A 25,950-nucleotide genomic window follows, 5' to 3' on the forward strand; every position below is an offset into this window, starting at 1 on the left:
CATCCTCCACAGTGGACAGTAGTCACGGTCCGTAGTACGGCGGCGTCGGGTCGGGGACCGGCGGCGGAACCGGCGTGACGATACCGCCGGTGAAGACGCCGTACATATTCCACCACGCGTCCGAGTGGTAGGTGAAGATGTCGGTGTGCGCGCTCACCCCGTGCAGCGGGTGGCCGTCCGGGTAGTTGCCGGTGACCAGGTCGGTGACGCCGGGGAACGTGTTCGGGTCGGCACCATGGCCGTAGCCGAGCAGCTGGACGCCCTGGATGTCCCCGATCGGGTCGCCCGGCGCGGTCATCGAGTAGCGCTGCACCTCGGACTGCGTGTTGTGCAGGTCGCCCGGCGTCCACACGTCGTGCCCCATGCCCGCGGACTCGATGTGCAGCACGCGGTTGGCGTCGAGGCCGTCGTGCTCGGCGAGCCCGACCACCGCGCCGCCGTAGCTGTGGCCGGCGAAGGTGACCTGGGCGTCGCCGGCGCCCTGCGCGTTGATCTGGTCGCGCAGCTGGTGCGAGAACGTCGCGAGGTTGGGCGCCATCGCCTCCGAGTAGCTGGGGTCGGCCGCGCCGCCGAGCCCGAGGGACTGCGGGTTGTCCCCGTCCGCCCAGACCACCATGGCCAGGCTGTGCGTCGGATCGGCCTCGACGAAGCTGCGGCCGTCGGCGGCGTACTTGTCGAAGTTGGCCATGTTCGTGAACGTGCCGGGCACCAGCACACCCACGTTCTTGGTGTTGCTGTTGATGTCCCCGACCAGCTCGGCGATGCGGCCGTTGCCGGCGGGGTCGAACGCGATGATCTTGCGATCGTTCTGGAGGATGTCCTGGTAGAGGTCGATGCGCGACTGCGACTTGGCCAGCCGGTCGGCGAGGTCGCCATCCCCGTCGAAGAACCGGCCGAGCCACGAGCGGTCGTCGTGCGCGTGCTGCTCGGCGAGCAGCATGGCGTGGTTGCGCTCCTCGGCGGTCAGCGCGTCGGCGATCCTCGGCCGGTTGGCGGCGATGCGGTCGGCGAACGCGCCGCCGCCCGCGCCGGCTCCGGCCGCGGCGCCCTTGCCGGCCACCGGGGCGACGGTGTCGCCGCCGAGCAGCGCGCGGAAGCCGTCGGCCACGGTTCGGTCGCCGTGCCGGTAGTTCGCCGCGCCGTTGGTCAGCCCGCCCGACAGCACGCCGAGCCTGCGCAGGTGCGTGTCGAGCTGCTGGCCGGCCGCCGTCAGCGTGTTGCGGTGCGCGCTCGCGGCCTGCTGGGACTGCGGCAGCCCGCCGAACACATGCGGGGCGAGGGGAGTGGCGTCGAGCCCGGTCCGCGCGCCGCGCAGCCGGCCGGCCTGCTCGGTGAGGTGCCCGGCCGCGTCGGTGAGCCGCTGCGGGGCGACCCGGTACGCGGCGTGCCCGCCGGCCCCGCCCGCGGCACCGGCGCCGCCCGCCGGGGGAGTGCCCGTGGCGTGCTGGCTCGCGGTGCGGGCGCGGGACAGGAAGCGCCGGTACTTGCCGTCCGCGTAGGTCGACCACGGCCCGAAGTTCCTGCCATGGTTGGAGATCGCGTACGCGTGCCTGGCGTTGGTCGCCGGGTCCAGGTTGGCCTGCGCGTCGCGCTGGGTGCGCTCGGCCGCCGTGCCGTGACCCGGATTGAGCGACCTGATCTGCCACAGCCCGACCGAGGCTCCCCAGGTGCCGTTGCGCAGACCCAGATCGCCCAGCTCGCCGGGATTGCCACGGGACTCGGCCAGTGCCACCGCGACGGCCGTGTTCAGGGCGTTGCCCCGGAACCCCGCCTGGTAGGCGTACTGGGCGATCTGCTGGTCGGACAGCGGCGCCACCGGGGGCTCCTTTGCTTGTCGGGTAAGGAAACTACTCCTCGCCGAGCACTGCGGGCGCCACGATCGCGGACTCGCCCCAGACGTTCTCGGTCTCCACCAGCCACGGCGGGATCCGTCGTCCGCCGCCCATGTCGCCGCCGCCCATGCCGCCCATCGGCATCATGGGCATCATCGGGCTCATCGCGCGGGCGCCGCTCGCGGCAGCACCCGCCGCCGCGCCCGCCGCCCCGCCGATCAGGCCGGAGGCCGAGCCCGCCGCGTTGCCGAGCATGCCGGGGGCGGCCGAGGGGACGTCCCCGGCGGACACGCCGCCGCCACCGACCCCTCCGGACGACATCGCGCCGCCAAGCGACGGCGTCTTCCCGCCGCCAGCGCCGCCGAGCCCGCCTGCCCCCTCGCCGAGCTTGGGTGAGGCGCTCGGGTTCGCTCCGGTCGGGTTCGCCTGGCCGTCGTCGGCCTTCTTGCGGTTCGCCCAGGACGGCACCTTCGGCATGAGCGAGCCGAACCGGCCGAACGCGGCGGCCGACGCGGCGGCGAGGCCGGCGGTGAACATGTTGCCGAACAAGGGATTGCCGGTGTTGGGCTGAGTCGGCAGGCCGGCAGGCCCACCCGGCACGACCGGGTGGGTCGGCAGCGGCAGCGTGGTCGGCCGCCCCGGCCCGCCGGGCAGCGGGGCGCCCGGCGCCAGGTTGCTGATGATCGGCCGACCCGTGATGCCGCTCGGCCCCGCCGGGGTCGGCTGCGCGCCGGGCGCCGGCACGTTGTCGGCGTTGGGGGACGGCGGAATCGCGTCCTCGACCGACGAGTAGTCGCCGGCCAGCGCGTGCATGACGGCGACGGCCTTGGCGTGCGCGTCGTTGGCCGCGACGACCGCGCGCTGCTGACTCTGCACGGCGGCCACCGCGCCTGCGTGCTGCTGCTGCAACTGCGCGATGGCCGCTGGCGAGGTGTTGCCGTCCACCTGGAGCGGCGTGGTCGCCAGCGTCACGGTGGTCGGCGACAGGTCCGGCACCGCGACCGGAGCTGGCATCTGCGCGCGCGCCACGTCGAGGGCGTCCGCCGCGTTGTGGATCAGGTTGCGCATCGAGAACGCGGTGTCGGCGACCTTGCGGATGCCGTCGGCCAGGTCCGAGATCATGGTCTTGTACTGGTTCGCCGCTCCACCCGTCCAGCCCTCGGTGAAGCCGGCGAGCTGCGCCTCCAGGCTGCCGGCCTGGTCGTGCAGCTTGCCGCCGGTGGAGTCCCACGCCTCGGCGGCCTGTCGCGCCGTGGCCGGGTTTCCCTTGTGCAGCATGACGAACAGGTCCAGGTGACTGAACCGGGAGAAGTCCGTGGTGACGTGCCCGCCGGTCATACCTGGGTGTCCTCTCCACCGGTCAGCGCGTCATCGCCGATCCCGAACGGGATCCCGATGGCCGCGACTGCACTCGTCGACGGTGTGACGTCGTAGCCGCCGGACCAGTTCAGCGCTGCGGCCACGTCCTCGTCGGTGCGCTGGTAGCCCTCGGCGACCGTCTTGGTGACGTTCTCCGCGAACGCGATGGCCTGCTTCACCTGCCCGAGCAGTCCGTGCATCTCCTCGATCGCCGCGCGATTGCTCTCGCTGAGCGACGTCGCCTCGCCGAAGTCGCCGAGCAGCACCGGTTGGCCTGCCGACTCGGTGAGCTGGTCCATCGGTTTGAGCATCCCGTCGAGCTGGGTCTCCAGCTCGCGGGCGAAGTCGGTCAGCGACTTGAGGTGAACGAAGTAGGACGTGTCGGGCATCGCGTGGACCTCTCAGGCGCGTCGCCTGCCGGAAGCCGCTGGTGGACGCAGGGGGAGCGCCACCAGCGGCGGGCCGGATCAGGCGAAGTAGCTGGTGTTCCGGTTCTCCAGCGCCTGCTGGAGGTCGTGCGCCTCGTGCACCTTGCCGGAGAACTGCGCGATGATGTTCACGATGTCCGCGGTCGCGGCGCGCAGCCGGGTCTCCGCGGCCTGCGCGGCCGTGCCGGCCGCGCTGCCCGAGGCGTACCAGGTGTCCTTGATGGGCTGCAGGTTCTGGTGCAGCTGCTCGAGGTAGTCGTTGAGCGCCTTGGCCTTCGCGGCCAGCGACTCACCGCTCACCTGAAGCGCGCCGAATTCGACGTTGATCTGGTCGGCGATCATGTGCCCGCCATCCTTTCCTGGTCGATTGGTCAGGTGTTGGTGAGCCGGCCGAAGACGCCGCCGCCGGCGTCGACGGTGTTGCCCAGGCTGGTCAGGCTCTGCGCGACGGTCGAGTCGCCGGTGCCGTAGTTGTGGAAGCTCTGGTTCACCAGGTTGGACATGGTGTCCAGCTCACGGCTCGCGATGGTCATCTTGTCCTGGAGCTGGGTGTGCAGCTGCCAGAACGCCGTCGCCTGGTCGCCCGCGTACCGGCTCAGCGTCGAGACCAGTTCGCTCTCCAGATCCGACATGGTCTTCTTGGCGTTCGCCGAGCACTCCTCGAAACCCTGCACCGCGCGCGTCATGGCTGCGGAATCGCTCTTGTAGCCAGGATTGTTCACGCGGCACCTCCTCTCACTAGCCGGGGATGTCGCCGGAGCGCCTTCTCCGGCTTTCGCGAGGCAAACACTAGGAAAGCCCCGCCCACGAGCAAACGGCACAAGTGCCGGTCGAACTGACGGCACTATTACCCACAGGGGCCGGCGCCGGTTGCCGACGCGGCCGCCTGCGGGGTCCTCACGAGGCCGGTGGAGTCCACGCGACCTGCACCAACGCGGTGCCGCTGCGGCGGCGCACCAGCTGCCCCCGGCCCGGCGGCTGCGGGCCCGGCTTCACGTCGCCGATCAGCGGACCTTCCTCCTTCGCCCCCGACATCACCAGGCCGGGCGAGCCGAGCTCCCGCACGCGCTGCATGACGGGCTCGAACAGGGCCCGCGACGCGCCGCCGCTGCCCCGCACGATCACCAGGTGCAGGCCGATGTCGCGGGCCTGCGGCAGGAACTCGTGCAGCGGCGACAGGGGATTGCGCCCGGTGGTCGCCACCAGCTCGTAGTCGTCCACCAACAGGAACAGCTCGGGACCCGACCACCAGCTTCGGTTGCGCAGCTCCTCGGCGGTGACGTCGGGGCCGGGCAGCCGCGTCTGCATCGCCCTCGCGACCTCCGCGACCAGCCCGTTGAGCACCGGCTCCGCGCCCGCGTAGCCGAGCAGGTGGTCGCCGGTGACCGCGTCGAGCAGGCCGCGCCGGTAGTCCACGACGATGATCGCGGCCTCCTTGGCGGTGTAGCGGGCCATGATGCCGGCGGCGATGGTGCGCAGCAGCCCGGTCCGGCCGGACTCCACGTCGCCGAACGCGAGGAAGTGCGGGTCGGCACCGAAGTCGAGGTAGACGGGCTTGAGATCGGCCTCGGCGAGCCCGAGCGGGATCTTCCTGCCCGGCACCTCCGCCACCCCTGGCAACGCCGTCAGGGACACCTCACGGGGCAGGAGCCGCACCTGTGACGCGGGCTTCCCCGGCCACGCCTTGGTGATCCTGGCGACCAGGTCGGTCGCGCCGGCCGCCGCCGTCGCGCCGCGCTGGTCGCCGTCGACCCGCGCCAGCGCGGTGAGGAAGTGCAGCTTGTCTCCGGTGAGCCCCCGGCCCGGCGCGCCCGCCGGCACGTTCAGCGCGGCGCGCCGGTCGATCGCGGAGTCCGCCGGGTCGCCGAGCCGCAGCTCGAACCGGGTGCCGATGCTGTCCCGCAGCTGCGCCCGCGCGGCCATCCAGGTGCTCGCCGAGACCACCACGTGGATGCCGAAGCCGAGGCCGCGCGCGGCCAGCTTCGTGATCGCCTCCTCCAACGCCTCGTACTCCTGGCGCAGCGTCGTCCAGTCGTCCACCACCAGGAAGACGTCGCCGAACTCGCGCCCGTCCGCGCCGCTCTCGGCGAACTCCGCGCGCCGCTGCCTGAACGTGGCGATGGAGTCGATCCCGTTGGCGGCGAAGAACTGTTCCCGCTCAAGGAGCAACGTGACGACCTCGGCGACCACGCGCCGGCACCGTTGCGCGTCCCGCCGGTTGGCGTACCCGCTGACGTGCGGCAGGCCGGCGATCGGCCCGAGCGCGCCGCCGCCCATGTCCAGCACGAAGAACTGCGCCTCGGCCGGCGTGTGGGTCAGCGCGAGCACGCCGATCAGGCTGCGCAGCAACGTGCTCTTGCCGCTCTGCGGCGCGCCGACCACGATGGCGTGCCCGGCGGCGCCGGACAGGTCGGCCCACAGCAGGTCGCGGCGCTGCTCGAACGGCTTGTCCACGATGGCGACGGGCACCACGAGGCGTCCGTTGCCGCCCCAGCCGAGCGGGCACAGGCCGCGCTCGGGATCGACGCCGAGCGGCGGCAGCAGCTGGTCCAGCGTCGGCGGCTCGTCCAGCGGCGGCAGCCAGATCTGGTGCGCGGCCGGCCCCCGGCCCGTCAGCCGGGACACCATCGCGCCCATGATCGTCTCGGTCGCGCCGCCCTGCTCGACGGCCGCGGTCCTGGCGGGCGCGACCTCGCGCGGCGGCGGGAGCCGCAGCGGGGCCAACGTGAACGGCACGACGGCCCGCTGCTGCGCCGGGCCCGCGATGACCTGCCCCCTCGGCGGCAGGTCGCCGGAGACGTAGGCGGCCTTGAGCCGGATCAGCGTCTCGGTGTCCACCTTCAGGTAGGCCGAGCCGGGCACCGGCGGCAGCTGGTAGGCGTCGGGCACGCCGAGCACCGACCGGCTCTCCGCCGCGGAGAACGTGCGCAGCCCGACCCGGTAGGACAGGTGCGAGTCCAGCCCGCGCAGCCTGCCCTCGTCCAACCGCTGCGAGGCAAGCAGCAGGTGGATGCCGAGGCTGCGGCCGAGCCTGCCGATCATCACGAACAGGTCGATGAAGTCGGGACGGCTGGACAGCAGCTCGCTGAACTCGTCGATGATCACCAGCAGCGACGGCAGCGGCGCGAGGTCCGCGCCGTCCGCCCTGGCCTTCTCGTAGTCCCGCACGGACGCGTGGTTTCCGGCCGCGCGCAACAACTCCTGCCGGCGCACCAGCTCGCCCTTGATCGCGTCGGCCATGCGGTCGACCAGCGCAAGGTCCTCGGACAGGTTGGTGATCACCGCGCAGGTGTGCGGCAGCTCCGTCATGCCGGCGAACGTCGCGCCGCCCTTGAAGTCGATCAGCGCCAGGTTCAGCGACTCCGAGGAGTGCGTCACGGCCAGGCCCGTCACCAACGTGCGCAGCAGCTCGCTCTTGCCGGAGCCGGTCGCGCCGATGACCAGCCCGTGCGGCCCCATGCCGCCCTCGGCGGACTCCTTCAGGTCGAGGTCGACGGGCCTGCCGTCCGGGTCGACGCCGATCGGCAGCCGCAGCCGCTCCCGTGCGCTGCGCGGCCGCCAGGTGATGTCGGTGTCCAGGTCGCGCGGGTCGCCGATGCCGAGCAGGCCGGGCAGGCCGAGGTTCGAGGCCATCGGCGTCTCGGTCACCACCGGCGCGCCCCGGTCGAACGGCGCGAGCCGACGCGCCAACGCCTCGGCCGACGCAGGGTCGAACTGGTCGGGGCGACCGAGGAACGCGATGCCCTGCTCGCCTTCCTCGCCGACCAGCATGCCCATCCGGTCGCCGCCGAGGTGCAGGCACAGCGTGCTCTGGTCCGGCAGGCGGGTCGGCGTCTCGCTCGTCACGTCGAGCACGGTCACGCCGTGCCGGCCGCCCTCGGGGGCCAGCGTGACATCGTCGAAGGTCCGGCCGCCGTCGACCACGACGACGATGTGCTGGTAGTCGAAGCCCATGCCGCCCGCCCTGGTGAACGGCGGCCGGTCGCCGAGGTCGGCGCCGAGCAGCGCCGCCAGCGTCGCGAGGTTGTCGGCGACCAGCCTGGTCGGCCCCGTCGCGTCGGTCGCCCCGGAGCACTGGGCGTGCGGCAGCCACTTCGCCCAGTCCCAGTCGGCCTGCCGGTCCGCCGCGACGCACAGCGCGATCCGCAGGTCGCTCGGCGCGTGGAACGCGGCCAGCTGGCCGAGCAGCGCCCTGGCCAGGCCGAGCATGCCGGCCCGCTCGCCGGTGACTCCTATGTAGGCGAAGGACCGCAGGGACACCGCCACCGGCAGGTCCGACACCGTCGAGTAGGTGCGGATGAAGTGCCGCAACGACGTCGAGCAGACCGGGTCGAGATCCTCCAGCGGCACGGTCTGCGGCGCGCGCAGCGGGGTCGCCAACCGCTGCGGGCCAGCGCCGATCCGCACCCTGCCGAAGTCGGGGTCCGAGCGCCGCCGCTCCCACAGCCTGCCCCGGTCCACGAACGCCCACAGGTCGGCCGGGTCGGGCTGCGCCGCGAGCAGCGTCGCGCGTTGCAGGTCGGCGACCTCGTGCACCTGTTGGCGCAGCCCGCCGAGGTACCGCTGGTAGTCCCGGCGCTCGTCGTTGATCTGCGCCTTCTTCGCCGCGCCGCCGCGCGCCAGCGACATGATGATCATGCCGGCCATCGAGGTCACGAACAGCGCGCCGAACACGTAGGTCATGGCGCCGCCGCCGCGTCCGATGTAGACGAACGACATCGCGCCCATGCCGAGCATCATCGGCATGAACAGCATGAGCTGCATCGCGCCCTGGTTGGATCCCTTCGGCAGCATGGGAGGCGCCTGCAACAGGATCTCGCCGGTCGGGTGTTCCGGCACCGGTGTGCGTCGGTCCCTGCTCCGCGAAGCCGTGGTCATCGGGCGGTCAGTCCTCTCGGCGTGGGCATTCCTCAGGGCCAATCCTGGTCACTTCGACCCGTGCCCTGGTGGGTATTTATGCCGTCCGTCGCGCTGTTGATGTCGACCTACGCTGACGCCCAGCACGCTGGTTTTCGATGATTCGCCGCTTGTGTCGGGATTTCCTCCCGCTCTCGGCCGGTCGTCGGCGACATGGGAAAGGAGCGGCGAGATGAGCACGGGCCAGTACCAGGCGCGGCCTGAGGCGATGCGCTCGACGGTAGGCAATGTCGGCGGGATCATCATGCAGACGATCAACGTCGCGCTCGAGCTGGAGTCGATGCTCGTCTCCCCAAGCTCGTTCGGGATGTTCGGCAGCGCGGTCGCCTCGGCCAACACCGCCATGCAGGGGCAGCAGGTCGCGGCGCTCCAGTCGCTGCTGAAGCTGCTTCAGGAGGTCAACGACCTCGTCAAGCGCAGCGCGGACGACTACGAGGCCGCGGACCAGGCGGTGTCGGCGGGCTACGGCGGCCACTCGACCGGCGGTTCGACGCCGTCGAGCATGTGGTCCTCGCCGACGGCGTCCCAGCTGGCGACCTACGCCCTCAACGACAGCGTCGGCGTCGGCGGCGAGCCGCACTCGGTCGGCAACGTCCTGGACTACATGGGCCGCGTCGGGCTCGGGGACCTCGGCACGAAGCCCATCACCGACGTGCAGTTCCACGACGTCGACGGGTTCGCCAACTGGCTGGACGCGAGCCCGGACAACCAGGCGCGGGTCGGTGTCATCGGGGTCTACTCGGGCACCGTGCGCGACCTCGGCGACGTGCCGGGCGGTGTGCACGGCGGCGACGTCGTCGTGGTCGACTCCCGCAACGTCGCCGACCCGAGCCAGCACGTCATCGGCATCGCGGGCACCGGCGGCCAGCTCTACAACCACGGCCCGATCTCACCCGACTTCGGCGGCCTCGCGAACGTCCGTATCTACCGGCCGATGTCCGCCCCGGTGTGGGTCTGAGAGCCGACTCCCGAGAGGTGAGCTCCGTGTCTTACTTCCCCAACTCCGGCGCGATGGACGCGACCGCCGCCGGCGGCCCGATCACGTTCCTGCCGCAGATCGTCACCGGTTCGCCGGAGCAGATCGCCTCGCACGTGGCGCAGCTGCTGCGCAAGGCGACGCACTTCATGTCGCTGCTCGACGAGTTCGGCAAGGCGTCCGACCAGCTCGGCAAGGTCTGGTCGGGGCACGCGTCCGAGTCCGCGCTGAAGAAGATCTCCGACTCGCTCCAGTCCTTCGAGAAGATCATCAAGGTGCTACAGGACGGCGCCGAGCTGCTCGGTGTCGCCGGCACGCTGGTCAAGACCGCGCAGGAGGCCTACCGGGCCGTGGTGTCCGCGGTGAACCCGACCGTGGCCTCGCTGATGTCGAACTGGTGGACCTACGGCGCCGCGGTCGCCCTGTCGACGGCGACGAGCGCGTCGCTGCGCGCCTTCATCACGGCGATCGGCGCGCTGCTGGAATCCCTCGGCGTCGCCAAGCTCGGGGCGCAGATCTCCTCGTTGGTCTCGATCATCGGCGAGATCGAGAAGCTGTTCGGCGGGCACTCCTCGTCCTCGCCGAGCGGGGGCGGTTCGGTGCCGACCGTCGGCTCCGTCGGGTCGACTCCGATCAGCGGGCCGCAGGCGCCGCCCCCGGTGGCGAGCTCGATCGGCCAGCAGGTCGGCCAGGGACAGCAGCCCTACACCCCGCCACCTTTCACCCAGTACACCCCGCCCGCGCTGTCCGGCGGTCAGGGCGGCGGCTGGCCGGGTGGGCAGGGCGGCAGCTGGCCTGGACTGCCGACCGGCGGTCAGAACGGCAGTTGGCCGGGTCTGCCCGGCGCGGGCGGTCTCGCGTCCGGCGCCAACTCGGGCGACGGCTGGATCGCCGTCGATCCGGCGCAGGCGGCGACCCCCGCGCAGCCGTCCACTCCGGCCGGGCACGGCGCGCCGACCGACGCCGCAGGCGGCGTCGGCCAAGAGGTGAAGGTGACCACGACCCACGACGGCGTCACCACCACGGTCGAGGTGCCGGCCGGTCGCGCAGCCGACATCGATCTCGGCTACACCGTGAACGGCGACCACTTCTCCGAGCACATCGACATCACCGCCGACGGTCGAGTGAAGGTGGACTGACATGAGTTCCGGTGTTGTGGACATCTCCGGCGTGATCCAGTCGATCCTGTCCTCCTACCAGCGCGTGCTCACCGAGTACCAACGCCAGGTGACCGGCGATCCCGGCGCGTTGACCTCGGCGGCGCAGCAGCACACCGAGCAGGCCGGCACGGTCGGCGCGGTCGCCGGAGACGCGACCTCGCGGGCGCAGCAGCTGGCGACGGACTGGCACGGCGACGCCTACACCGCGTTCCGCACCGCGACGACCCAGCTGTCCACGGACCTGCACGCGGTGGAAGCATTGCTGCGCAAGGAGTCCGAGCGGCTTCAGGGCGCGGCGAACGCGCTGACCACCGCCCAGGCCGGCGCGGCGCGGGTGATCGAGTGGTTCCAGCAGTACGCTTCGATCCTCGTCGACGAGGCGCGCACGGCCGCGAGCGGTGCCGTCAACGCTTTCTTCGACGCGGCAACGCAACTGGGCGAGTCGGCGATCAACGCGGCGCGGGCCGTCGCGGACCAGCTTGGCGGCTCCCTGAGCGCGTTGTTCGGTGCCTCAACGGTTCTGGAAGGAGCGCGATGAGCGCTGACATCAATGCCGACGTGACCGGGCTGCTCGAGCAGGTTCGCCGGCAGGAGGAACAGGTCAGGCGGATCCAGCGCAGCGTCGAGACCGCCGAGGTGAAGGGCGCGTCGAGGGGCAACGAGGTCACCGTGACGCTGCGCGGCACCGGGCGGTTCACCGAGATCTCCATCGACCCGGAGGCCATTCGGCGCTACGACGCCCGCAACCTCGGCGAGATCGTGCTGGAAGCGGTGAACGACGGCCTACAGAAGCTCGCCGCCGTCAGCAGCGCGCGCTTCGCCCCCGTCATCGAAGCTGCATCGAAGGGTTTTGAGTGATCTCGTCCGCACGACGGGTGACGGTGGTGACGCCGCTCGCGCGAGTGGACGTCGCCCTGCCCGTGCAGAGCACGCTGGCCGAACTCGTGCCGCAGCTGGTGCGGTTGTCCGGCGCGGAAACCCAGGCGCCGTCGGACAGTCCGGGGTGGGTGCTGACCCGCCTCGGCGGTCCGCCGCTGCCGCCCGGCCTCACCGTCAACGGCGCAGGCGTGCGCGACGGCGAGGTGCTCTACCTCGGGCCGCGCGAACGGCACGTGACCCCGCTGCTGTTCGACGACGTCGTCGACGCCATCGCCAGCGCGGCAGGAACCCGGGCCGGGGCGTGGACTCCGCGCGTGGCGCGGCGGGCCGGCATAGGCGCAGCCGTGACGCTGTTCCTCGGCGCGACGCTGCTGCTGCTCGCCGGCACCTCGGGCAGCCTGGTCGCCCCGCTCGGTTTCGGCGCGTTCGCGCTGGTGCTGCTGCTCGGCGGCGGCGCGCTCGGGCGTGCCTACGGCGACGCGGACTCCGGCGCGGCCTGCGCGGTCGCCGGGCTGGTCGCGGCGCTGCTCGCCGGCATGACCGCGCTGCCGCCGCACACGGCCTGGCCGATCGCCACTGGCCCGCTCGCGGCGGGCCTCGCCGCGGTGACGGTCTATGGCGTGCTGGCCGCGGTCGTGGTCGCCGACCGGCTGGCGTGGTTCAGCGCCGTCAGCGCGGCCGCCGGCCTCGGCGCGATCGCCTCGGCCGTCGTGCTGCTGACCGACGTGACCTCGGCGGGCGCCGCGGCAGGCCTCGCCGCCGTCGCGACCGCGCTGTCCGCGGTCGCGCCGATGATCTCTCTGCGGTTGAGCCGGATGCCGCTGCCGAGGGTGCCGGCGGACATGGACTCCTTCCGCGCCGAGGAGGGCCCGACGCTCGGCCAGGACGTGCTCGACCAGACCTCGGTGGCCGAGCGGGTCCTCGCCGGGCTGCTGTCGGCCTTCGGCGTCGTCGTGTTCGGCTGCGTCATGGTGCTGCTGCGGGATGACTCCCCGTGGCAGGCCGCGCTGGCCGGCGCCCTTGGCGTCGCGTGGCTGCTGCGGTCGCGGTCCTACGCCGGCACCGCGCAGCGGATCGCGCTCGTCGCGGTCGGTCTCGCGGTGCTGGCCCGCCTCGGCCTGTGGCTGGCGCTGCGCGGCGACCGCGTCGTCGTCTTCGGCAGCGTGCTGGCGATCGCCGTCGCGGCCGTCGTGTGCCTGCTGTACGCGAATCGGGTGGTGCGCGGGCGGAAGTCGCCGTACTGGGCGCGGCTGATGGACATCGCGGAGTTTCTCTCGCTCATCGCGCTGCTGCCGATCGTCGGCGTGGTGGTCGGCATCTACGACGCGGTTCGCGGCGCGGTCGGCTGAGCGACGTCGTTACGCGACCTGCCGCGTCCACAGTGGACAACTGTGAGCGCGGCAGGCGTTTGCGGCTAGGCCGTGTCTCGCCCTAGTCGTTGAGCGCGAGGGGAAGCGTGGCGCGCGCGTGGTGCGCATGCCGGCCGTTGAGCGTGAACAGCTTGACGCCGAGGCCGTGCGCGACATGGTCTGGCCGAAGTACCGGCTCGTGCTGCTGCTTCGCGGCGGCGGGAAGTCCGATCCGCACGGTGGTCGCGCCGCGCACCTCCCCGCGCGGCGTGCGGCTCAGCGCGTAGGACGTGCAGGTGAACGCGGCCTGCGGCGCGTGCCGACCGAGCACGGTCAGTGCGTCGCGTTCTTTCCTTGGCACGAAACAGGTCTGCCGCACGCGGCCGGCCCGCCAGTCGCGCCAGGTCTCGGTCACCACGATCGCGCTGTGCCCGGTGAGCCCGGCCGGGTCGGCGCCGAGCGCGACCAGCAGGTCCTGGCGGAGTTGCTGCTCGTCGAGCACCGCGCTCGGCTGGCCGGCGGCGGCGAGCTGGTTGACCAGGCCGAACGCGGCGCTCGCGATGGTGCGTGCCGCCCCGCGCTCCGCGCCGCCCCTGGCCAGCGCGGCCCTCGGCGCGGCCGAGGGCAGGTAACGCAGTGCGAGCCAACAGATCCGGACGTTCTCGGGGGGCGCGCCGCGGTGTGCCGGCGGGCCGGTCACCGACCAGGTGACGAGTTCCGCGCCGGACAGTCGGATGTCCACCCGGTCGAAGGTGGTGCGCAGCGCGGAGACGAGCGCCTCGCTGTCCATTCGCCCGGTGGGGGCGAGCCGCACCACGGCGCTCCAGCCATCGTCCACCCTGGCCAGTCCGATCCGGTTGCCCGCGCGGTCGACGTGCCGGCTGATCCGCAGCCCCGGCAACACCGCCTCGAGCGGGTCGCGCGGCGCGCCGGCCGAGGTCACGCGGCGATGCCGACGTCGGTGGTGGACCTGCACATCGCACCACTGGTACCAGCACAGCCCGTCGAACCGGACGGAGGTGAACAGCACGGCGACCGCGCCGAGCGCGATCGCGACGATGCCGGCCGCGCCGAGCGGAAACACGGTCGCCAACACCGCGAGGCCCGCGAGTTCCCACACCGCGACCTGCGCCGCCCGCACCGGTGTTATCCCGGCCTTCCAAGGCATTCCCGCCGGCCGCGCACCGCGGCGCCTGCTCTTGCCCGGCGGGGTCGAGGCGCCCTTGGCCCAGTCACCGGCCGTGCTCGCTATCGAAGGTGCGGAGTTCATGGCGGAACCATCCTGCCGGTAGTGGAGATCGACCGCGCGCACACTGCCCGCACAGGCACAGTTTGTTGCACACCAAGGCAAAGGTATCGCTCAGCCAAACGTTACCTGGACATACCGCCGACGGGCCATCGCAAACAGGGCGATGTGGCTATGCTCGGTTGGCCGCGCACGGCGCCGGCCGGTGATGGCCGAATGACCTCGCGCCGTGCCGGTTGACAGGTGGCTCGACGAGGGTCACGACGGCCGAAATCGCGGGGGCCATTGGTGTGGACGCAGCGTGACCAGATTCAGGCGTACCAGTTCCTGCGCCGCAGACTGGTGTCCTCGCTGGTGGCCGCCGACGCGAACCACCCGATCTCGCCGAGCCGTCGGCTGGTGCTCGGCACCATCCTCGGGCTGGCCGCCGCGCTGTTGGTGACGGCCGGGTTCGGGGTCGTCGGCGCGCTCAACCCGTCCGGCGCGGCGGACTGGCGGCAGGGCGGCCAGGTCATCGTCGAGGCGGAGACGGGCGGCAGGTACATCCTCGGCCAGGACGGGCTGCTGCACCCGGTGTTGAACTACGCGTCGGCGCGGCTGCTCGCCGGCGGCAACGGCGACAAGACCGTCACCGTGCCGGCGAAGGCGCTCGCCTCGGCGTCGCGGGGCCTGACTGTCGGCATCTCCGGCGCGCCCGACTCGCTGCCCGCCGCGGACCGCCTCGCGGTGGCCTCGGTGATGATGTGCTCGCGCGCCCTGCCCAACGTGCCGGAGGCGACCGAGCGCGTGACCACGGCGATCGTCGGCGGCACGGACTCGGCGCACAAGCTCGGCGACGGCCAGGCACTGCTGGTGCAGCAGCTGTCCGGCCAGCGCTACCTGATCACCGGCGGCCACCGCCTCGCGCTGACCGATCCCGCGGTGGCCGCGGCGCTCGGCTACGGCGACGCGCCCGCCGTGACCGTGGCGCGCGCGTGGCTCAACGCGGTGCCGGCCGGCAAGGACCTCAGGGCGGCGCCGGCCGGTCGCGCACCGACGCTCGTGCCGCCACCGGCGGCGACGGACGCGGTGTGCGTGGCCGGCGACGGCCAGACCAACGCGGAGATCCTGCTGTCCGACCGGGTTCCGCTGCCGTCGGGCGCGAAGGCGATGACGGTGAAGGACCCGCTGAACAAGGAGTCGGCCGGCGCCGATCCGTTGATGGCGAACGAGGTCTACGTGCCGCCGGGGTCCGGCGCCCTCGTGTCGGACCAGCCGGCCCCGAACGCGCCCGGCGGCACCAGCTACCTGATCACGGACTCCGGCATGAAGTTCCCGGTGTCCGGTCAGGACGCGGTGCGGGCGCTCGGCTACGGCGGGGTGAAGCCGCAGGGCGTCGCCACGGGTCTACTTGCGCTGTTGCCGACCGGGCCCGCGCTCGACCCCACGGCGGCGCAGCGTCCGGTCGGGACGAAGACCGCCAATGGTTGACCATCGCCGTTGGCCGGCCGGGACGAGTCGGACAGCGAAGGACAGGCAGCGTGACTGACACCGAGGTCGGGTCCGCGCAGGCGGAGGACGAGTCGACGGGCCGCATCCGCGTCGCCGTGGTCGAGGATCACCCGCTCTACCGGGCGGCGGTCGCGCGGGTGCTCGACCACGCGGCCGACATCGAACTCGGCGTGGTGGCCGACTCGGTCGCCCGCTTCGCCGCAGGCCGGCAGCCGCAGGGCAGCGTCGTGGTGCTCGACCTCAAGCTGCGCGGGCTCCAGGACGCCGCCGCCGTGATGGAGGTGGTTCGGTTGGGGCACAAGGTTCTCGTCGTGTCCGCGCACGCCGGCCAGGCCGAGGTGCTCGGCGCGATCTCCGCGGGCGCGCGCGGCTACCTGTCCAAGGAGGCCGACGGCGACGAGATCCTCAGGGCGATCAGGGAGATCGCGGCCGGCAACAGCTACGTGTCGCCGATCCTTGCCGCGTTCGTGCTCAAGGCGTCCCGGGAGCGGCAGGCCGGTCCGAAGATCCCGCTGTCCCGACAGGAACGCCAGGTGCTGTCGCTGGTGGCCGCAGGGGAGCGGGACCAGGACATCGCCGAGATCATGAAGATCAGCGTGCGCACGGTCCGCTCCTACCTCGACCGCATCAGGGACAAGACCGGTCGGCGGCGGCGGCCGGAGCTGACCAGGTTCGCGATCGAGGAGGGCATCGTGGGCGAGGCGGGCGAGCTGCCGGAGGACTGACCCGCCGGGGAACAGACGCGCGGGGAGCCGCCGGGGAGCGATTGGGGAGCGGCGCTGGGCAGGGTGGGCGCAACGAACCACCACCCTGAGGAGGGAACATGCGCAAGCAGCACTACGCGCTGGCCGGTCTGGTCCTGGCGGCCGGCATGATCGTCCCCGGCGTCGCGTCGGCGAGCGCGCCCGACACCGCGTCTGCCGAAACCGCGTCGGTCGACGCGAACGGCAAGCACCAGACCCGCTGCGAGCGGGAGTTCGACGCGGCCGTGCACGAGGACAACGACGCGTACAACGCCAGGGACGTGGACCGCTACACCGCGATCCTCAACCCGAGGATGATCTTCTTCTTCGACGGCAAGACCAACTACGGTCGCGACGCGATCATGGACCAGGCGCGCAAGGACTTCGCCGTGCCCGGCTGGACCTGGACGTACTCCATCAAGTCCGAGATCGTCTACGGGTGCACCTCGGGTATCGCCGTGATGGAGGCGCACAGCATCTTCCCGGCCAGGGGCACCGACCACCTCTTCACCTTCACCATGAGCCTGGTGCGCGAGCACGGCAAGTGGACGGTCGCGGCGGACACCGTGCACCTCTCGTCCTGATCGGTCAGACGCCGATCAGTCCTGGCCGGGCGGCGCTCGCGGGAGTCGCCGCCCGGCACAGGTCGCAGCTGAGAGCTCCCGGGTTGTCCAGGTGCCGCCGGACCAGGTCGGCGCGGGCGGACCCGAGTTCGGTGAAGATGGCCAGGGCCTCGTGCCAGTAGGACGGATCACCGGTGGCGTGCGCGAGCCCGTCCAGCGCGAGCGCCTCCTGCATCCGGAAACGTCCGGCCCGCGCGAGCTTCATGGCCGTGCGAAAGGGTTCCGCCGCTGGGACGCCGAGCCGTAGGGAGGTCTCGCCGAGGCCGAGCAGGACGCCGCGTTCGGTGGCGGCGCTGCCGATCCGGCGGGCCAACGCGAGTGCCGTCCTGTGGTGTTCGATGGCCTCTCGGCGACGGCCGAGCCGCCCCTCGGTCAGCCCGAGGTTGTTCCAGCCCATGGCCGTGATCGCGGGCGTGTCGTGGTCCAGCGCCAGCGCCCTGCGCAGGTAGTCGGCCGCCTCGACGTCCCGGTTCAGCTGGTGGGCCAGCATGCCCTGGTTGGTCAGCGTGGACGCCTCGAGCCGCCGGTCGCAGACTCCGCTGGCCAGCACCGCGGCGAAGTGGGCGATCCCTTCGGCGGGTTGGTCAGTCCACATCGCCAGCGCGCCGAGGTTGAACCGGATCAGCGCGGTCCCGAGCGGATCGGCCGCCGCCTTGTGCAGCACCGCCTCGTGCGTGGCGCGCCAGTCCGCGAAGTGCCCGAGGTGCTCGAAGAACGCCCGCAGCACGCACGCGAGTTGCCAGTCGCTCGCCGTCGCGGTCGCTGTCGTCAGCGTCGACTGTTCCGCGGTGAGCCAGGCCAGCGCCGCGTCCAGGTCCGCGAACTCCGGCCGGTGCCGGGGCGGATGGGCGACGGTCGGCTCGAACCGGCGCGACTCGCGGCTGATCAGGTCGGTGGCGGCGGTCGCCGTGACGAGGAAGTAGTCGTGCATCCTCGCCCCTGGCAGGTCGCCCTCCTCCTGCGACAGCTCGTGGGCGTACTCCCGCAACAGGTCGTGGAACGTGTAGCGGCCGGCGGTCCGGTGCAGCAGCAGGTGCGCGTCGACCAGGTCCTCCAACAGCGCCTCCGCCTGCTGCGGGGTGCTGTCCGCGAGCGCCGCGGCCGAGTACGCGTCGAAGTCGGCGCCGGGGTGCAGGCCGAGCAGCCGGAACATGCGCTGCTGCGCCGGCGTCACCTGCTCGTAGGACAGGGCGAACGCCGCGCCGACCCCGCGATCCTCCAGCGCCAGTTGGGCCAGCCGGCCGGTCCCGTCCCTGAGCCGTCGCGCCAGTGACGCGACGGTCCATTGTGGACGATGCGCCAGCCTGCTTGCCGCGAGCCGGATCGCCAGCGGCAGTCGGCCGCAGAGCGCCACGACCTCCCTGGCCGCCTCGGGCTCGGCGGTCGCGCGCGGCACGCCGGCGACGTTTCCGAACAGCACCAAGGATTCCTCGGTCGAGAGCACGTCGAGCGAGAGGATCGCGGCACCCTCCAGCGCGGCGAGTCGCCGCCGGCTGGTGACCAGCGCGAGGCAGTCCGTCGTGCCGGGCAGCAGCGGCCGGACCTGTGCCGCGGTCGCCGCGTTGTCCAGCACCACCAACACCTTCCGGCCGGCCAGCTCGGCGCGCCATCGGGCCGTCCGCTGGTCGAGTCCGTCCGGGATGGTCTCGGCGGGCACGCCGACCATGCGCAGCAACCGTTCCAGCGCCGTGGCCGGGTCGACCGGTGCGGCGCCCGGGGTGTGCGCGTGCAGGTCGCAGAAGAGCTGGCCGTCCGGGTAGCGCTCGGCCAGCCGGTGCGCCGCGTGCACCGCGAGCGCGGTCTTGCCGATGCCGGCCATCCCGTCGATCGCGTTGATCACCACCGCCTCGGTGGCGTGCAGCAGCCGGTCGACGTCGGCGGTCCGGCCGGCGAAGTCGGGCAGGTCGTAGGGGAGGGTGCACGGCGCTGGCGGGGCGGTCGGGGCGGTCAGCGCGGGCGAGTCGAGCGCGGGGTCGGCGCGCAGCAGCCGTTCGTGCAGCCGGGCCAGTTCCGGGCCGGGCGGCACGCCGAGCTCGTCGTCCAGCAGCGCCCGGATCTCCGCGTAGACGGCCAGCGCCTCGGCCTGTCGGCCGCACCGGTAGAGCGCGAGCATCAGCTGGCCGCGCAGCGCCTCCCGCAGCGGGTGCGCCGCGATCAGGACTGGAAGTTCCGCCGCCACCTCGGCGGCCTGCCCGACGGCCAGCCGGAGTTCGGCGAGCCGCTCGGCGGCCGCGAGCCTGCGCTCGTCGAGGGCGGCCGCGGCCGTGCGCAGCACCCGTCCGTCGATCCCGGCCAATGCGGGCCCGCGCCACAGGTCGAGCGCGGCGGTCAGGCTCGCAATGGTCGGTGCGGCGGTCAGCGTCGCGAAGGTCTCCGTGTCCAGGGTCGCGTCGGCCAGGCTGATCCGGTAGCCGGGCCCGTCCGTCTCGATCGTGCCGGGGAGCGCGCGCCGCAGCGTGGCGATCAGCTTGTCCACCTGGTGTTTCGCGGTCGCGGGCGGCTCGCCGTCCCACAGCGCGCCGATCAGCTCGTCGAGGGACACGATCCGGCCGGCCGCGAGCAGCAGCGCCGCCAGCAGCTTCTCGGGCTGCTGGCCGCCGATCGGCACGCGCCGCTGGTCGGCGATGACCTGCACCGGCCCCAGGATCCGGAAGTCCACGGATGAAACCTATGTCGCCGAGGCTGCGGCCGAGCCGAATCCCCGGATCGAGTCCGGACCGCCGTGGAATTGTCCGCAGACCGTGATCGTGTCCGGCGATCAGGCTCTGTCGACGTCCAGCGGCATGGCCAGGAACACGGCTACCTCGCCCGCCGACTCCGTGCCGAGGTAAAGGGTCGTGTCCAACCCGCACAGCGCGAACCCCATCCGCCGGTAGGCGCGGATGGCCGGCACGTTGCGGTTGCTGGTCTCCAGCCATGCCGTCACCGCGCCCCGCTCACGCCCGTACGCCAGCGCGTCGCGCACCAGGGACCTGGCCAGCCCCCGGCCCCGGTGCGACGCGTTGACGTACAGGTCCCAGACCACCAGCCTGCGGTTCCATTCCTGGTACTCGGCCGAGACGAACCCGCACAGCTCGTCGCCGTCGACCGCGACCCTGGCCAGGTCGCGCACCGGATCGTCCAGGTCGTCCACCTGGTACCGCTTGACGACCGGCGGATCGACCCGCTCCTCGGTCAGGGTGAAGCCGGCTTCGGCGACGCCCACCCGGTAGATCGTGTCGGTGCTGAACCCGGTGTCCAGGGCCGCGATCGCGGTGGACTCCTCGGGCAGGCGCGCGTCCCGGATCATGATCACCTGACCCAGCCAACCAGAGGTTCCGCCGTCAGGCGACCACCAGGGCGCGCCCGGCCAGCAGCTGGGCCGTCACCTCGGCCACCCGGCCGCCGAGGTGCCGGCAGGTGCGGGTGTCGGAGTCGTGCACGCGGTCCGCAGCCAGGTCGACGTCGGTCTGCGCGCCGGCGCCCACAAAGAACGCCAGCCGGTTCAGGTCCTGCTCGCTGCTCGTCGAGCTGTTCCAGCCGGGGCCGAGCCCGAGGCTGACCCAGTGCATGTGGTGCTGGGCGGCGAACACCATCATGGACATCAGCGCGTGCAGCTTGTCGCCGCTCTTGCCGCCGGAGTTGGTGAACCCGGCGGCCACCTTGTCCCGCCAGGCGCCGACGGTCAACCGCTTCGAGGTGGCCTCGGCGAAGGCCTGGAAACCGGCCGACACGTTGCCGAAGTAGGTCGGGCTGCCGAAGACGATGGCGTCGGCGGCGTCGAGCGTGGCCCAGTGCGATTCGGTGAGGTCGGCGACCGCGAGGACGGCGACCTCGGCGCCGGTGCCGCGGACACCGTCGGCCACCGCCTCGGCGAGGACGGCCGTGTGTCCGTATCCCGAGTGGACGGCGATGGCGACGCGTGCTGGTCGGTGCATTGGCGGCACTCCTTGTTCGTCGGTGGCAGTTCCTTGGTGGCAACGCCAAGCCTGCTGGGCCCACCGGGATCCGCGCCAATACCTGCGTCGATAACCTGACGGCATGGACGTCGACACCCGGTTGCTGCGGTACTTCGCCGCCGTCGCCGAGGAGGGAAACCTGACCAGGGCCGCCGAGCGCCTGTTCGTGTCGCAGCCCGCGCTGACCAAGCAGGTCAAGCAGCTGGAGGCGCAGCTGGGTGTCGAGCTGTTCGTGCGGTCCCGCGCCGGGATGGTCCCCACCGAGGCGGGCGACGCGCTGGCCGCCAGGATCCCCGGCCTGCTGGCGGACTGGGACAGGGCGCTGCGGGAGACCAGGAGCGCGGCCAGCCGCGCCGCCCGCGTGCTGCGGGTCGGTTTCGTGGCCAGCGCGGCCAACGAGAGCACCCAGCGGATCATCGCCGCCTTCACCGGCCGCCGACCGGACTGGCGCGTCGACCTGCGGCAGACCGACTGGTCCGAGCCGAGCGCCGGCCTCGCCGACGGCCGGGTCGACGTCGCCCTGCTGCGGCTGCCCTTTCCCGGCCAGGACCGGTCGAACGTCGCGGTCCTGCTCACCGAGCCGCGCTGGGTCGCCCTCGCGGAGTCACACCCGCTCGCCGCGCTGGCGCGGATCCCGTTCCGGGACCTGTGGGACGAGCCGTTCGTCGCCGCGCCGCAGGAGACGGGCGAGTGGCGGGACTACTGGCTGGCCACCGACGAACGCGACGGCACCGAGCCGAGGATCGGCACCGTCACCCGCACCACCGACGAGTGGCTGACCGCCATCGCGAACGGCTACGGCGTCGCGCTCGCCCCCGAGTCCTGCGCCCGGTTCTACCCACGCCCAGGCGTCGCCTATCGGCCCGTCACCGGGGTCAGTCCCAGCCGCGTCGCCGTCGCGTGGGCCAAGGACGGCGACCCCGTGATTGCCGACTTCGTCCGCTCCTGCCTCGAACACCGGGCACCGTCGGCACGGTGACCCTCGGCACCGCCGCCGGGAGCAGGCCGACCCGGTGGCCGGACGCTCAGAGCCCGGTCGGGCCCCTGCCCGGCCCGCGTCCCCTGCGCCGCAGGTAGCGCTCGAACTCGGCGGCGATGGCGTCGCCGCTGGCCTCGGTCAGCTGGATCTCCGCATCGCCGCGCTCCTCCAACGCCCTGACGTAGTTGCGCACGTCCTCGTCCTCGTCGGCCATCTCGCTGACCGTGCGCTCCCACTCCTCGGCCTGCTCGGGCAGCGCGCCGAGCGGCACCTCCACGTCGAGCACCTCCTCGACGCGGTGCAGCAGCGCGAGGGTGGCCTTCGGCGACGGCGCCTGCGACACATAGTGCGGCACGGCGGCCCAGAACGAGATCGCCGGCACGCCGGCCTGCACGCAGGTGTCCTGGAAGACGCCGACGATCCCCGTCGGGCCCTCGTACCGCGACCGTTCGAGGCCGAACTTCACCGCGGAGTCGGCGTCGTAGGCCGTCCCGGTGACCGGCACGGGACGCGTGTGCGGGGTGTCCATCAGCAGCGCGCCGAGGGTCACGACCGTCGTGATCCCCAGCCGGTCGATGTGCTCGAGCAGCTCGGCGGCGAACTTGCGCCAGCGCATGTTCGGCTCGATGCCGTGCACAAGCACCACGTCGGAGGACGACCCCGGCGGCCGGCACACGGACAGCCTGGTGGTCGGCCATTCGACCCGCCGAGTGATGCCGTCCAGCATGCGGACCGTGGGCCTGGTCACCTGAAAGTCGTAGTAGTCGTCGGGGTCCAGCTCGGCGAGGGGTGTCGCGTCCCAGGTCAGTTGCAGGTGTTCGATCGCGGTGCTGGCAGCATCCCCCGCATCGTTCCAGCCCTCGAAGGCCGCGACCAAGATCGGGTTGGTCAAGGGTGGCTCAGTCGAGGGGTCCTCGGGGCCCATGTCCGGATCGCTCACCGCGCAAGCCTACGACCATTCGTCTGGACGGATGACCGTAGGCTTTCGGCGCGACGGATCGTGTCGCCCCGAGATCGGCTACGCGACGCGGTCCGACGTGCCGCGGCGCGTCCGCCGGGGCCGTCCACAGGCTGGTGCCGCCGCCGTCGAGACCAACACTTTCGGGGCCAATCCGGTAGCGAAGATCATCTGGGGGCCGGCCGGGGACCGACGGGACGCCTGAGCCGGGACACCGGCGCGACGGGGCGCCCCCGACCCTCGCACTAGACTGCGATCGTGACTAATCGCCTGCCAGCAGCCGTGCTGTGGGACATGGACGGCACCCTGCTCGACAGCGAGAAGCTGTGGGACATCCCCCTCTACGAGCTGGCCGCCGAGCTCGGCGGCACGCTGTCGCTCGCCACGCGGCACGAGATGGTCGGCTCGAACGTGCCGACCACGCTCCAGCTGCTGTTCTCCGACATCGGGCGCGAGCCGTCCGAGGAGGACCTGGCGCAGGCCGCGGACTGGATCGCCAAGCGCACCGCGGAGGTGTTCCGGGAGAACCTGCCGTGGCGGCCGGGGGCGGCGGAGGCGCTGCGCGCGGTGCGGGCCAGCGGCGTGCCCATGGCGTTGGTCACCTCGACCGACCGCGAGCTGACCGAGATCGCCCTCGACACGATCGGCCGCGAGCTGTTCGACGTGACGGTCTGCGGCGACGAGGTCGACGGCCTGAACAAGCCCCACCCCGAGCCGTACCTGAAGGCCGCCGGGCTGCTCGGCGTGGACGCGGCGGCAAGCGTGGCCGTCGAGGACTCGCCGACCGGCGTCGCCTCGGCCGTCGCGGCGGGCTGCACGGTGCTCGTGGTGCCCTGCGACGTGCCGGTGGAGCAGGGGGAGCGCCGCGTCTTCCGCGAGTCGCTGGTCGGCGTCGACGTCGCCGTGCTCGGCCGGCTGCTCGCCTGACCCGATCCGCCGGCTGCCCGCCTGACCCGATCCGCCGGCTGCCCGCCTGACCCGATCCGCCGGCTGCCCGCCTGACTCGACCTGCTGGCTGCTCGCCTGACCTGACCTGCCGGCTACGTCACGCGCATGGCGAGGTGGAACACGATGCTGCCGACCACCAGCGGCACCGCGCCTGCCGCGATGCCGACCAGCCTGGCCCGCCGCGCGTCGATGTGGTTCGGCGAGAAGGCGAGCCCGAGCGCGGCGAGCACGGCCGAGGACGCCACGGTTAGCAGCCAGAAGATGCTGCCGGCCAGGACGTGTCCGAAGGTCCGCGCCGACTCCACCACGTAGTCGGGGTTCTGCGGGGTAGCCGCGTCGATGAGGAACGCGGCGGGCGGCCAGCCGACGGCCGCGATGCCGAGCGCCCACACGTAGCACGTTCTGGTCGTCGCGGGCCGGTGGTCGCCACCGGGAGTGGGTGTGCCCGAACCCTCGTTCATCACGCTCATCGGCACCTCCGCCGCCGGGAAACCGGATCGTCCCGCCCGCACCTTATGTCCTGCCTGGCCCGGGTGGTCCCGGATTGCCCCATGAGTGGCATCGTCGGACAGGACGCAGGCCTGTTGGTCCGATCGGCTGATGCCGCCGATCCGGACGTATCGGCCCTCGGTGATCCTGCCTCGTTCGGTGCGCAAGTGTCACCACTGGCCACGGGGGACGGCCAGGTTGGCCACGCTGTTCTGGCGGTTCGTGCTCGAAGGAGCCGTCAAACGGCGGCTTCGGGGTGCCCGGATGGAGTAGGTCGACGGCGGGGATGACAGGATTGCTCCCCGTGAAGACGTTCGACGAGCTGTTCGCCGAACTCAGCGAACGCGCCCGGACCAGGCCAGACGGCTCCGGGACTGTGGTTGCGCTGGATGCGGGCGTGCACGCGCAGGGCAAGAAGGTCCTTGAGGAAGCCGGCGAGGTGTGGATCGCCGCCGAGCATGAGTCCGACGAACGGCTGTCGGAGGAGATCTCTCAGCTCCTCTACCGCCTCCAGGTGCTCATGATCGGCCGGGGGCTCACCCTCGACGACGTCTACCGCTACCTGTGAACGACCAGGGGAGATCACACATGCTGCGGGTGGCCGTGCCCAACAAGGGCGCGCTGGCCGAACGGGCCTCGGCGATGCTGGTCGAGGCGGGATACCGCCAGCGCAACGAACAACGCGACCTCACCGTCATCGACCCGACCAACGACGTCGAGTTCTTCTTTCTCCGCCCCAAGGACATCGCCATCTATGTCGGCTCGGGCGAGTTGGATCTCGGCATCACCGGGCGGGACCTGGCGCTGGACTCGGGCGCCGGCGTTGCGGAGCGGCTCACGCTCGGCTTCGGCGGCTCGACGTTCCGCTACGCCGGACCCAACGGCCATGACTGGACGGTGGCGGACGTCGAGGGCAAGCGCCTCGCCACCGCCTACCCGCGCTTGGTCGGCGACGACCTCGCGCGGCACGGGATCAAGGCCGACGTGATCCGCCTCGACGGCGCGGTGGAGATCTCCATCCAGCTCGGCGTGGCCGACCTGATCGCCGACGTCGTCGGCTCGGGCCGCACGCTGCGCCAGCACGACCTGTCGGCGTTCGGCGACCCGATCTGCGTGTCCGAGGCGGTGCTGGTGCACCGCGACGGCGCGCCGGACTCGCCGGCGAAGGCCCAGCTCACCGCGCGCCTCCAGGGCGTCGTGTTCGCCCAGCACTACCTGATGCTGGACTACGACTGCCCGCGCCGCCTGCTCGACGCGGCTATCGAGATCACGCCGGGGCTCGAGTCGCCGACTGTGGCCCCGCTGGCCGACGCCGACTGGGTCGCGGTGCGGGCGATGGTGCCCCGCAAGGAAGCCAACCTGATCATGGACCAGCTCTCGGCGCTCGGCGCCAAGGCGATCCTGGCCTCCGACATCCGTTCCTGCCGGCTCTGACCCTCCGGATCGTGGGCCGGTGGCGATCACCGGCCCACGATCTCCAGGCTCCGCCCGAATTCGTTGAATCCATTTCCGGTTCGGATGTCTGAATCGAAATTGCCGCCATCGGGAAATGTCGGGTCAGCTGGGCCGATCGGGTGCATGATGATCACCCGAGCGGCGGGTTACTCGAATGCGAATTTCTCAGATCCTTGGTTC

24 protein-coding genes are annotated in these 25,950 nt (G+C 72.2%); 12 read left to right on the forward strand and 12 right to left on the reverse strand.

The annotated features are described in order from the left end of the window. Positions 1-22 precede the first annotated feature (22 nt). From F0L68_RS01590 to eccCa, 6 genes are all read right to left on the reverse strand, one after another. The gene (locus F0L68_RS01590) at positions 23-1,816 is read right to left on the reverse strand and encodes an alpha/beta hydrolase (protein ID WP_223198408.1); all 1,794 of its coding nucleotides are present in this window, start codon (positions 1,814-1,816) and stop codon (positions 23-25) included. Between the two features lie 31 nt (positions 1,817-1,847). Then, the gene (locus tag F0L68_RS01595; protein WP_149847573.1) at positions 1,848-3,170 is read right to left on the reverse strand and encodes a WXG100 family type VII secretion target; all 1,323 of its coding nucleotides are present in this window, start codon (positions 3,168-3,170) and stop codon (positions 1,848-1,850) included. Beyond that, positions 3,167-3,580, reverse strand: coding sequence for a DUF2563 family protein (locus F0L68_RS01600; protein ID WP_149847574.1), 414 nt, complete (start codon positions 3,578-3,580; stop codon positions 3,167-3,169). Before F0L68_RS01600 ends, F0L68_RS01595 begins: the two co-directional genes overlap by 4 nt. A gap of 78 nt (positions 3,581-3,658) precedes the next feature. After that, positions 3,659-3,961 (reverse strand): hypothetical protein, encoded by a 303-nt coding sequence (locus F0L68_RS01605; protein WP_223198409.1) that lies wholly within the window; start codon positions 3,959-3,961, stop codon positions 3,659-3,661. 29 nt (positions 3,962-3,990) lie between these two features. Beyond that, a complete protein-coding gene (locus tag F0L68_RS01610; RefSeq protein ID WP_223198410.1) occupies positions 3,991-4,341 on the reverse strand; it encodes a WXG100 family type VII secretion target in 351 nt (116 codons plus the stop codon). A 175-nt stretch (positions 4,342-4,516) separates the two neighbouring features. Then, the gene (gene eccCa / locus F0L68_RS01615; RefSeq protein ID WP_149847575.1) at positions 4,517-8,497 is read right to left on the reverse strand and encodes a type VII secretion protein EccCa; all 3,981 of its coding nucleotides are present in this window, start codon (positions 8,495-8,497) and stop codon (positions 4,517-4,519) included. Between the two features lie 211 nt (positions 8,498-8,708). Here eccCa and F0L68_RS01620 point away from each other — a divergent pair, with 211 nt between their 5' ends. The 5 genes from F0L68_RS01620 to eccD are packed head-to-tail and all read left to right on the forward strand — an operon-like array spanning position 8,709 to position 12,900. Next, positions 8,709-9,494, forward strand: a complete 786-nt coding sequence (locus tag F0L68_RS01620; RefSeq protein WP_149847576.1) for a WXG100 family type VII secretion target — start codon at positions 8,709-8,711, stop codon at positions 9,492-9,494. A 26-nt stretch (positions 9,495-9,520) separates the two neighbouring features. Continuing rightward, entirely contained in the window at positions 9,521-10,651 is a 1,131-nt protein-coding gene (locus F0L68_RS01625) for a WXG100 family type VII secretion target (RefSeq protein ID WP_149847577.1), read from the forward strand. A 1-nt stretch (position 10,652) separates the two neighbouring features. Beyond that, positions 10,653-11,210 carry a WXG100 family type VII secretion target gene (locus F0L68_RS01630; protein WP_149847578.1) on the forward strand — a complete coding sequence of 186 codons (558 nt, stop codon included), beginning with the start codon at positions 10,653-10,655 and terminating at the stop codon, positions 11,208-11,210. Continuing rightward, positions 11,207-11,530, forward strand: coding sequence for a YbaB/EbfC family nucleoid-associated protein (locus tag F0L68_RS01635; protein WP_149847579.1), 324 nt, complete (start codon positions 11,207-11,209; stop codon positions 11,528-11,530). The genes F0L68_RS01630 and F0L68_RS01635 overlap by 4 nt, the downstream gene beginning before the upstream one ends. Continuing rightward, positions 11,527-12,900 carry a type VII secretion integral membrane protein EccD gene (gene eccD / locus F0L68_RS01640; protein ID WP_149847580.1) on the forward strand — a complete coding sequence of 458 codons (1,374 nt, stop codon included), beginning with the start codon at positions 11,527-11,529 and terminating at the stop codon, positions 12,898-12,900. The genes F0L68_RS01635 and eccD overlap by 4 nt, the downstream gene beginning before the upstream one ends. Positions 12,901-12,982: 82 nt before the next feature. Here the strand turns inward: eccD and F0L68_RS01645 are convergent, their stop codons facing one another. Further along, positions 12,983-14,170: a type VII secretion protein EccE gene (locus F0L68_RS01645; RefSeq protein ID WP_149847581.1), complete on the reverse strand. Its 1,188-nt coding sequence runs from the start codon at positions 14,168-14,170 to the stop codon at positions 12,983-12,985. Between the two features lie 264 nt (positions 14,171-14,434). On the opposite strand from F0L68_RS01645, the gene eccB reads away from it, so the two are divergent. The 3 genes from eccB to F0L68_RS01660 all read left to right on the forward strand — a co-directional run bounded on the left by eccB (position 14,435) and on the right by F0L68_RS01660 (position 16,964). Continuing rightward, positions 14,435-15,616: a type VII secretion protein EccB gene (gene eccB / locus F0L68_RS01650; RefSeq protein ID WP_149847582.1), complete on the forward strand. Its 1,182-nt coding sequence runs from the start codon at positions 14,435-14,437 to the stop codon at positions 15,614-15,616. A 50-nt stretch (positions 15,617-15,666) separates the two neighbouring features. Then, positions 15,667-16,362 (forward strand): LuxR C-terminal-related transcriptional regulator, encoded by a 696-nt coding sequence (locus F0L68_RS01655; RefSeq protein WP_149847583.1) that lies wholly within the window; start codon positions 15,667-15,669, stop codon positions 16,360-16,362. Between the two features lie 98 nt (positions 16,363-16,460). Continuing rightward, positions 16,461-16,964 (forward strand): nuclear transport factor 2 family protein, encoded by a 504-nt coding sequence (locus F0L68_RS01660; RefSeq protein ID WP_149847584.1) that lies wholly within the window; start codon positions 16,461-16,463, stop codon positions 16,962-16,964. A 4-nt stretch (positions 16,965-16,968) separates the two neighbouring features. On the opposite strand, the gene F0L68_RS01665 is transcribed toward F0L68_RS01660, so the two are convergent. From F0L68_RS01665 to F0L68_RS01675, 3 genes are all read right to left on the reverse strand, one after another. Continuing rightward, positions 16,969-19,662 carry an AfsR/SARP family transcriptional regulator gene (locus F0L68_RS01665; RefSeq protein ID WP_149847585.1) on the reverse strand — a complete coding sequence of 898 codons (2,694 nt, stop codon included), beginning with the start codon at positions 19,660-19,662 and terminating at the stop codon, positions 16,969-16,971. Between the two features lie 99 nt (positions 19,663-19,761). Then, positions 19,762-20,292, reverse strand: a complete 531-nt coding sequence (locus F0L68_RS01670; protein ID WP_149847586.1) for a GNAT family N-acetyltransferase — start codon at positions 20,290-20,292, stop codon at positions 19,762-19,764. Between the two features lie 34 nt (positions 20,293-20,326). Next, positions 20,327-20,920, reverse strand: coding sequence for a flavodoxin family protein (locus F0L68_RS01675; protein WP_149847587.1), 594 nt, complete (start codon positions 20,918-20,920; stop codon positions 20,327-20,329). Between the two features lie 103 nt (positions 20,921-21,023). Between F0L68_RS01675 and F0L68_RS01680 the strand changes: the two genes are divergently transcribed. Next, positions 21,024-21,920 carry a LysR family transcriptional regulator gene (locus F0L68_RS01680; RefSeq protein WP_149847588.1) on the forward strand — a complete coding sequence of 299 codons (897 nt, stop codon included), beginning with the start codon at positions 21,024-21,026 and terminating at the stop codon, positions 21,918-21,920. A gap of 46 nt (positions 21,921-21,966) precedes the next feature. On the opposite strand, the gene F0L68_RS01685 is transcribed toward F0L68_RS01680, so the two are convergent. Beyond that, the gene (locus tag F0L68_RS01685; RefSeq protein ID WP_149847736.1) at positions 21,967-22,845 is read right to left on the reverse strand and encodes a PAC2 family protein; all 879 of its coding nucleotides are present in this window, start codon (positions 22,843-22,845) and stop codon (positions 21,967-21,969) included. Positions 22,846-23,172: 327 nt separating this feature from the next. On the opposite strand from F0L68_RS01685, the gene F0L68_RS01690 reads away from it, so the two are divergent. Further along, positions 23,173-23,805, forward strand: a complete 633-nt coding sequence (locus F0L68_RS01690) for an HAD family hydrolase (protein WP_149847737.1) — start codon at positions 23,173-23,175, stop codon at positions 23,803-23,805. A 113-nt stretch (positions 23,806-23,918) separates the two neighbouring features. Here the strand turns inward: F0L68_RS01690 and F0L68_RS01695 are convergent, their stop codons facing one another. Then, entirely contained in the window at positions 23,919-24,296 is a 378-nt protein-coding gene (locus tag F0L68_RS01695; protein ID WP_149847589.1) for a hypothetical protein, read from the reverse strand. A gap of 323 nt (positions 24,297-24,619) precedes the next feature. On the opposite strand from F0L68_RS01695, the gene F0L68_RS01700 reads away from it, so the two are divergent. Together F0L68_RS01700 and hisG are read left to right on the forward strand one after the other, a co-directional pair. Then, positions 24,620-24,883 (forward strand): phosphoribosyl-ATP diphosphatase, encoded by a 264-nt coding sequence (locus F0L68_RS01700; RefSeq protein WP_149847590.1) that lies wholly within the window; start codon positions 24,620-24,622, stop codon positions 24,881-24,883. Positions 24,884-24,903: 20 nt separating this feature from the next. Further along, positions 24,904-25,749: an ATP phosphoribosyltransferase gene (hisG, locus tag F0L68_RS01705; RefSeq protein ID WP_149847591.1), complete on the forward strand. Its 846-nt coding sequence runs from the start codon at positions 24,904-24,906 to the stop codon at positions 25,747-25,749. The last annotated feature ends 201 nt before the right edge of the window (positions 25,750-25,950 follow it).

This window comes from Solihabitans fulvus (assembly GCF_008386585.1).
GTDB lineage: Bacteria > Actinomycetota > Actinomycetes > Mycobacteriales > Pseudonocardiaceae > Solihabitans > Solihabitans fulvus.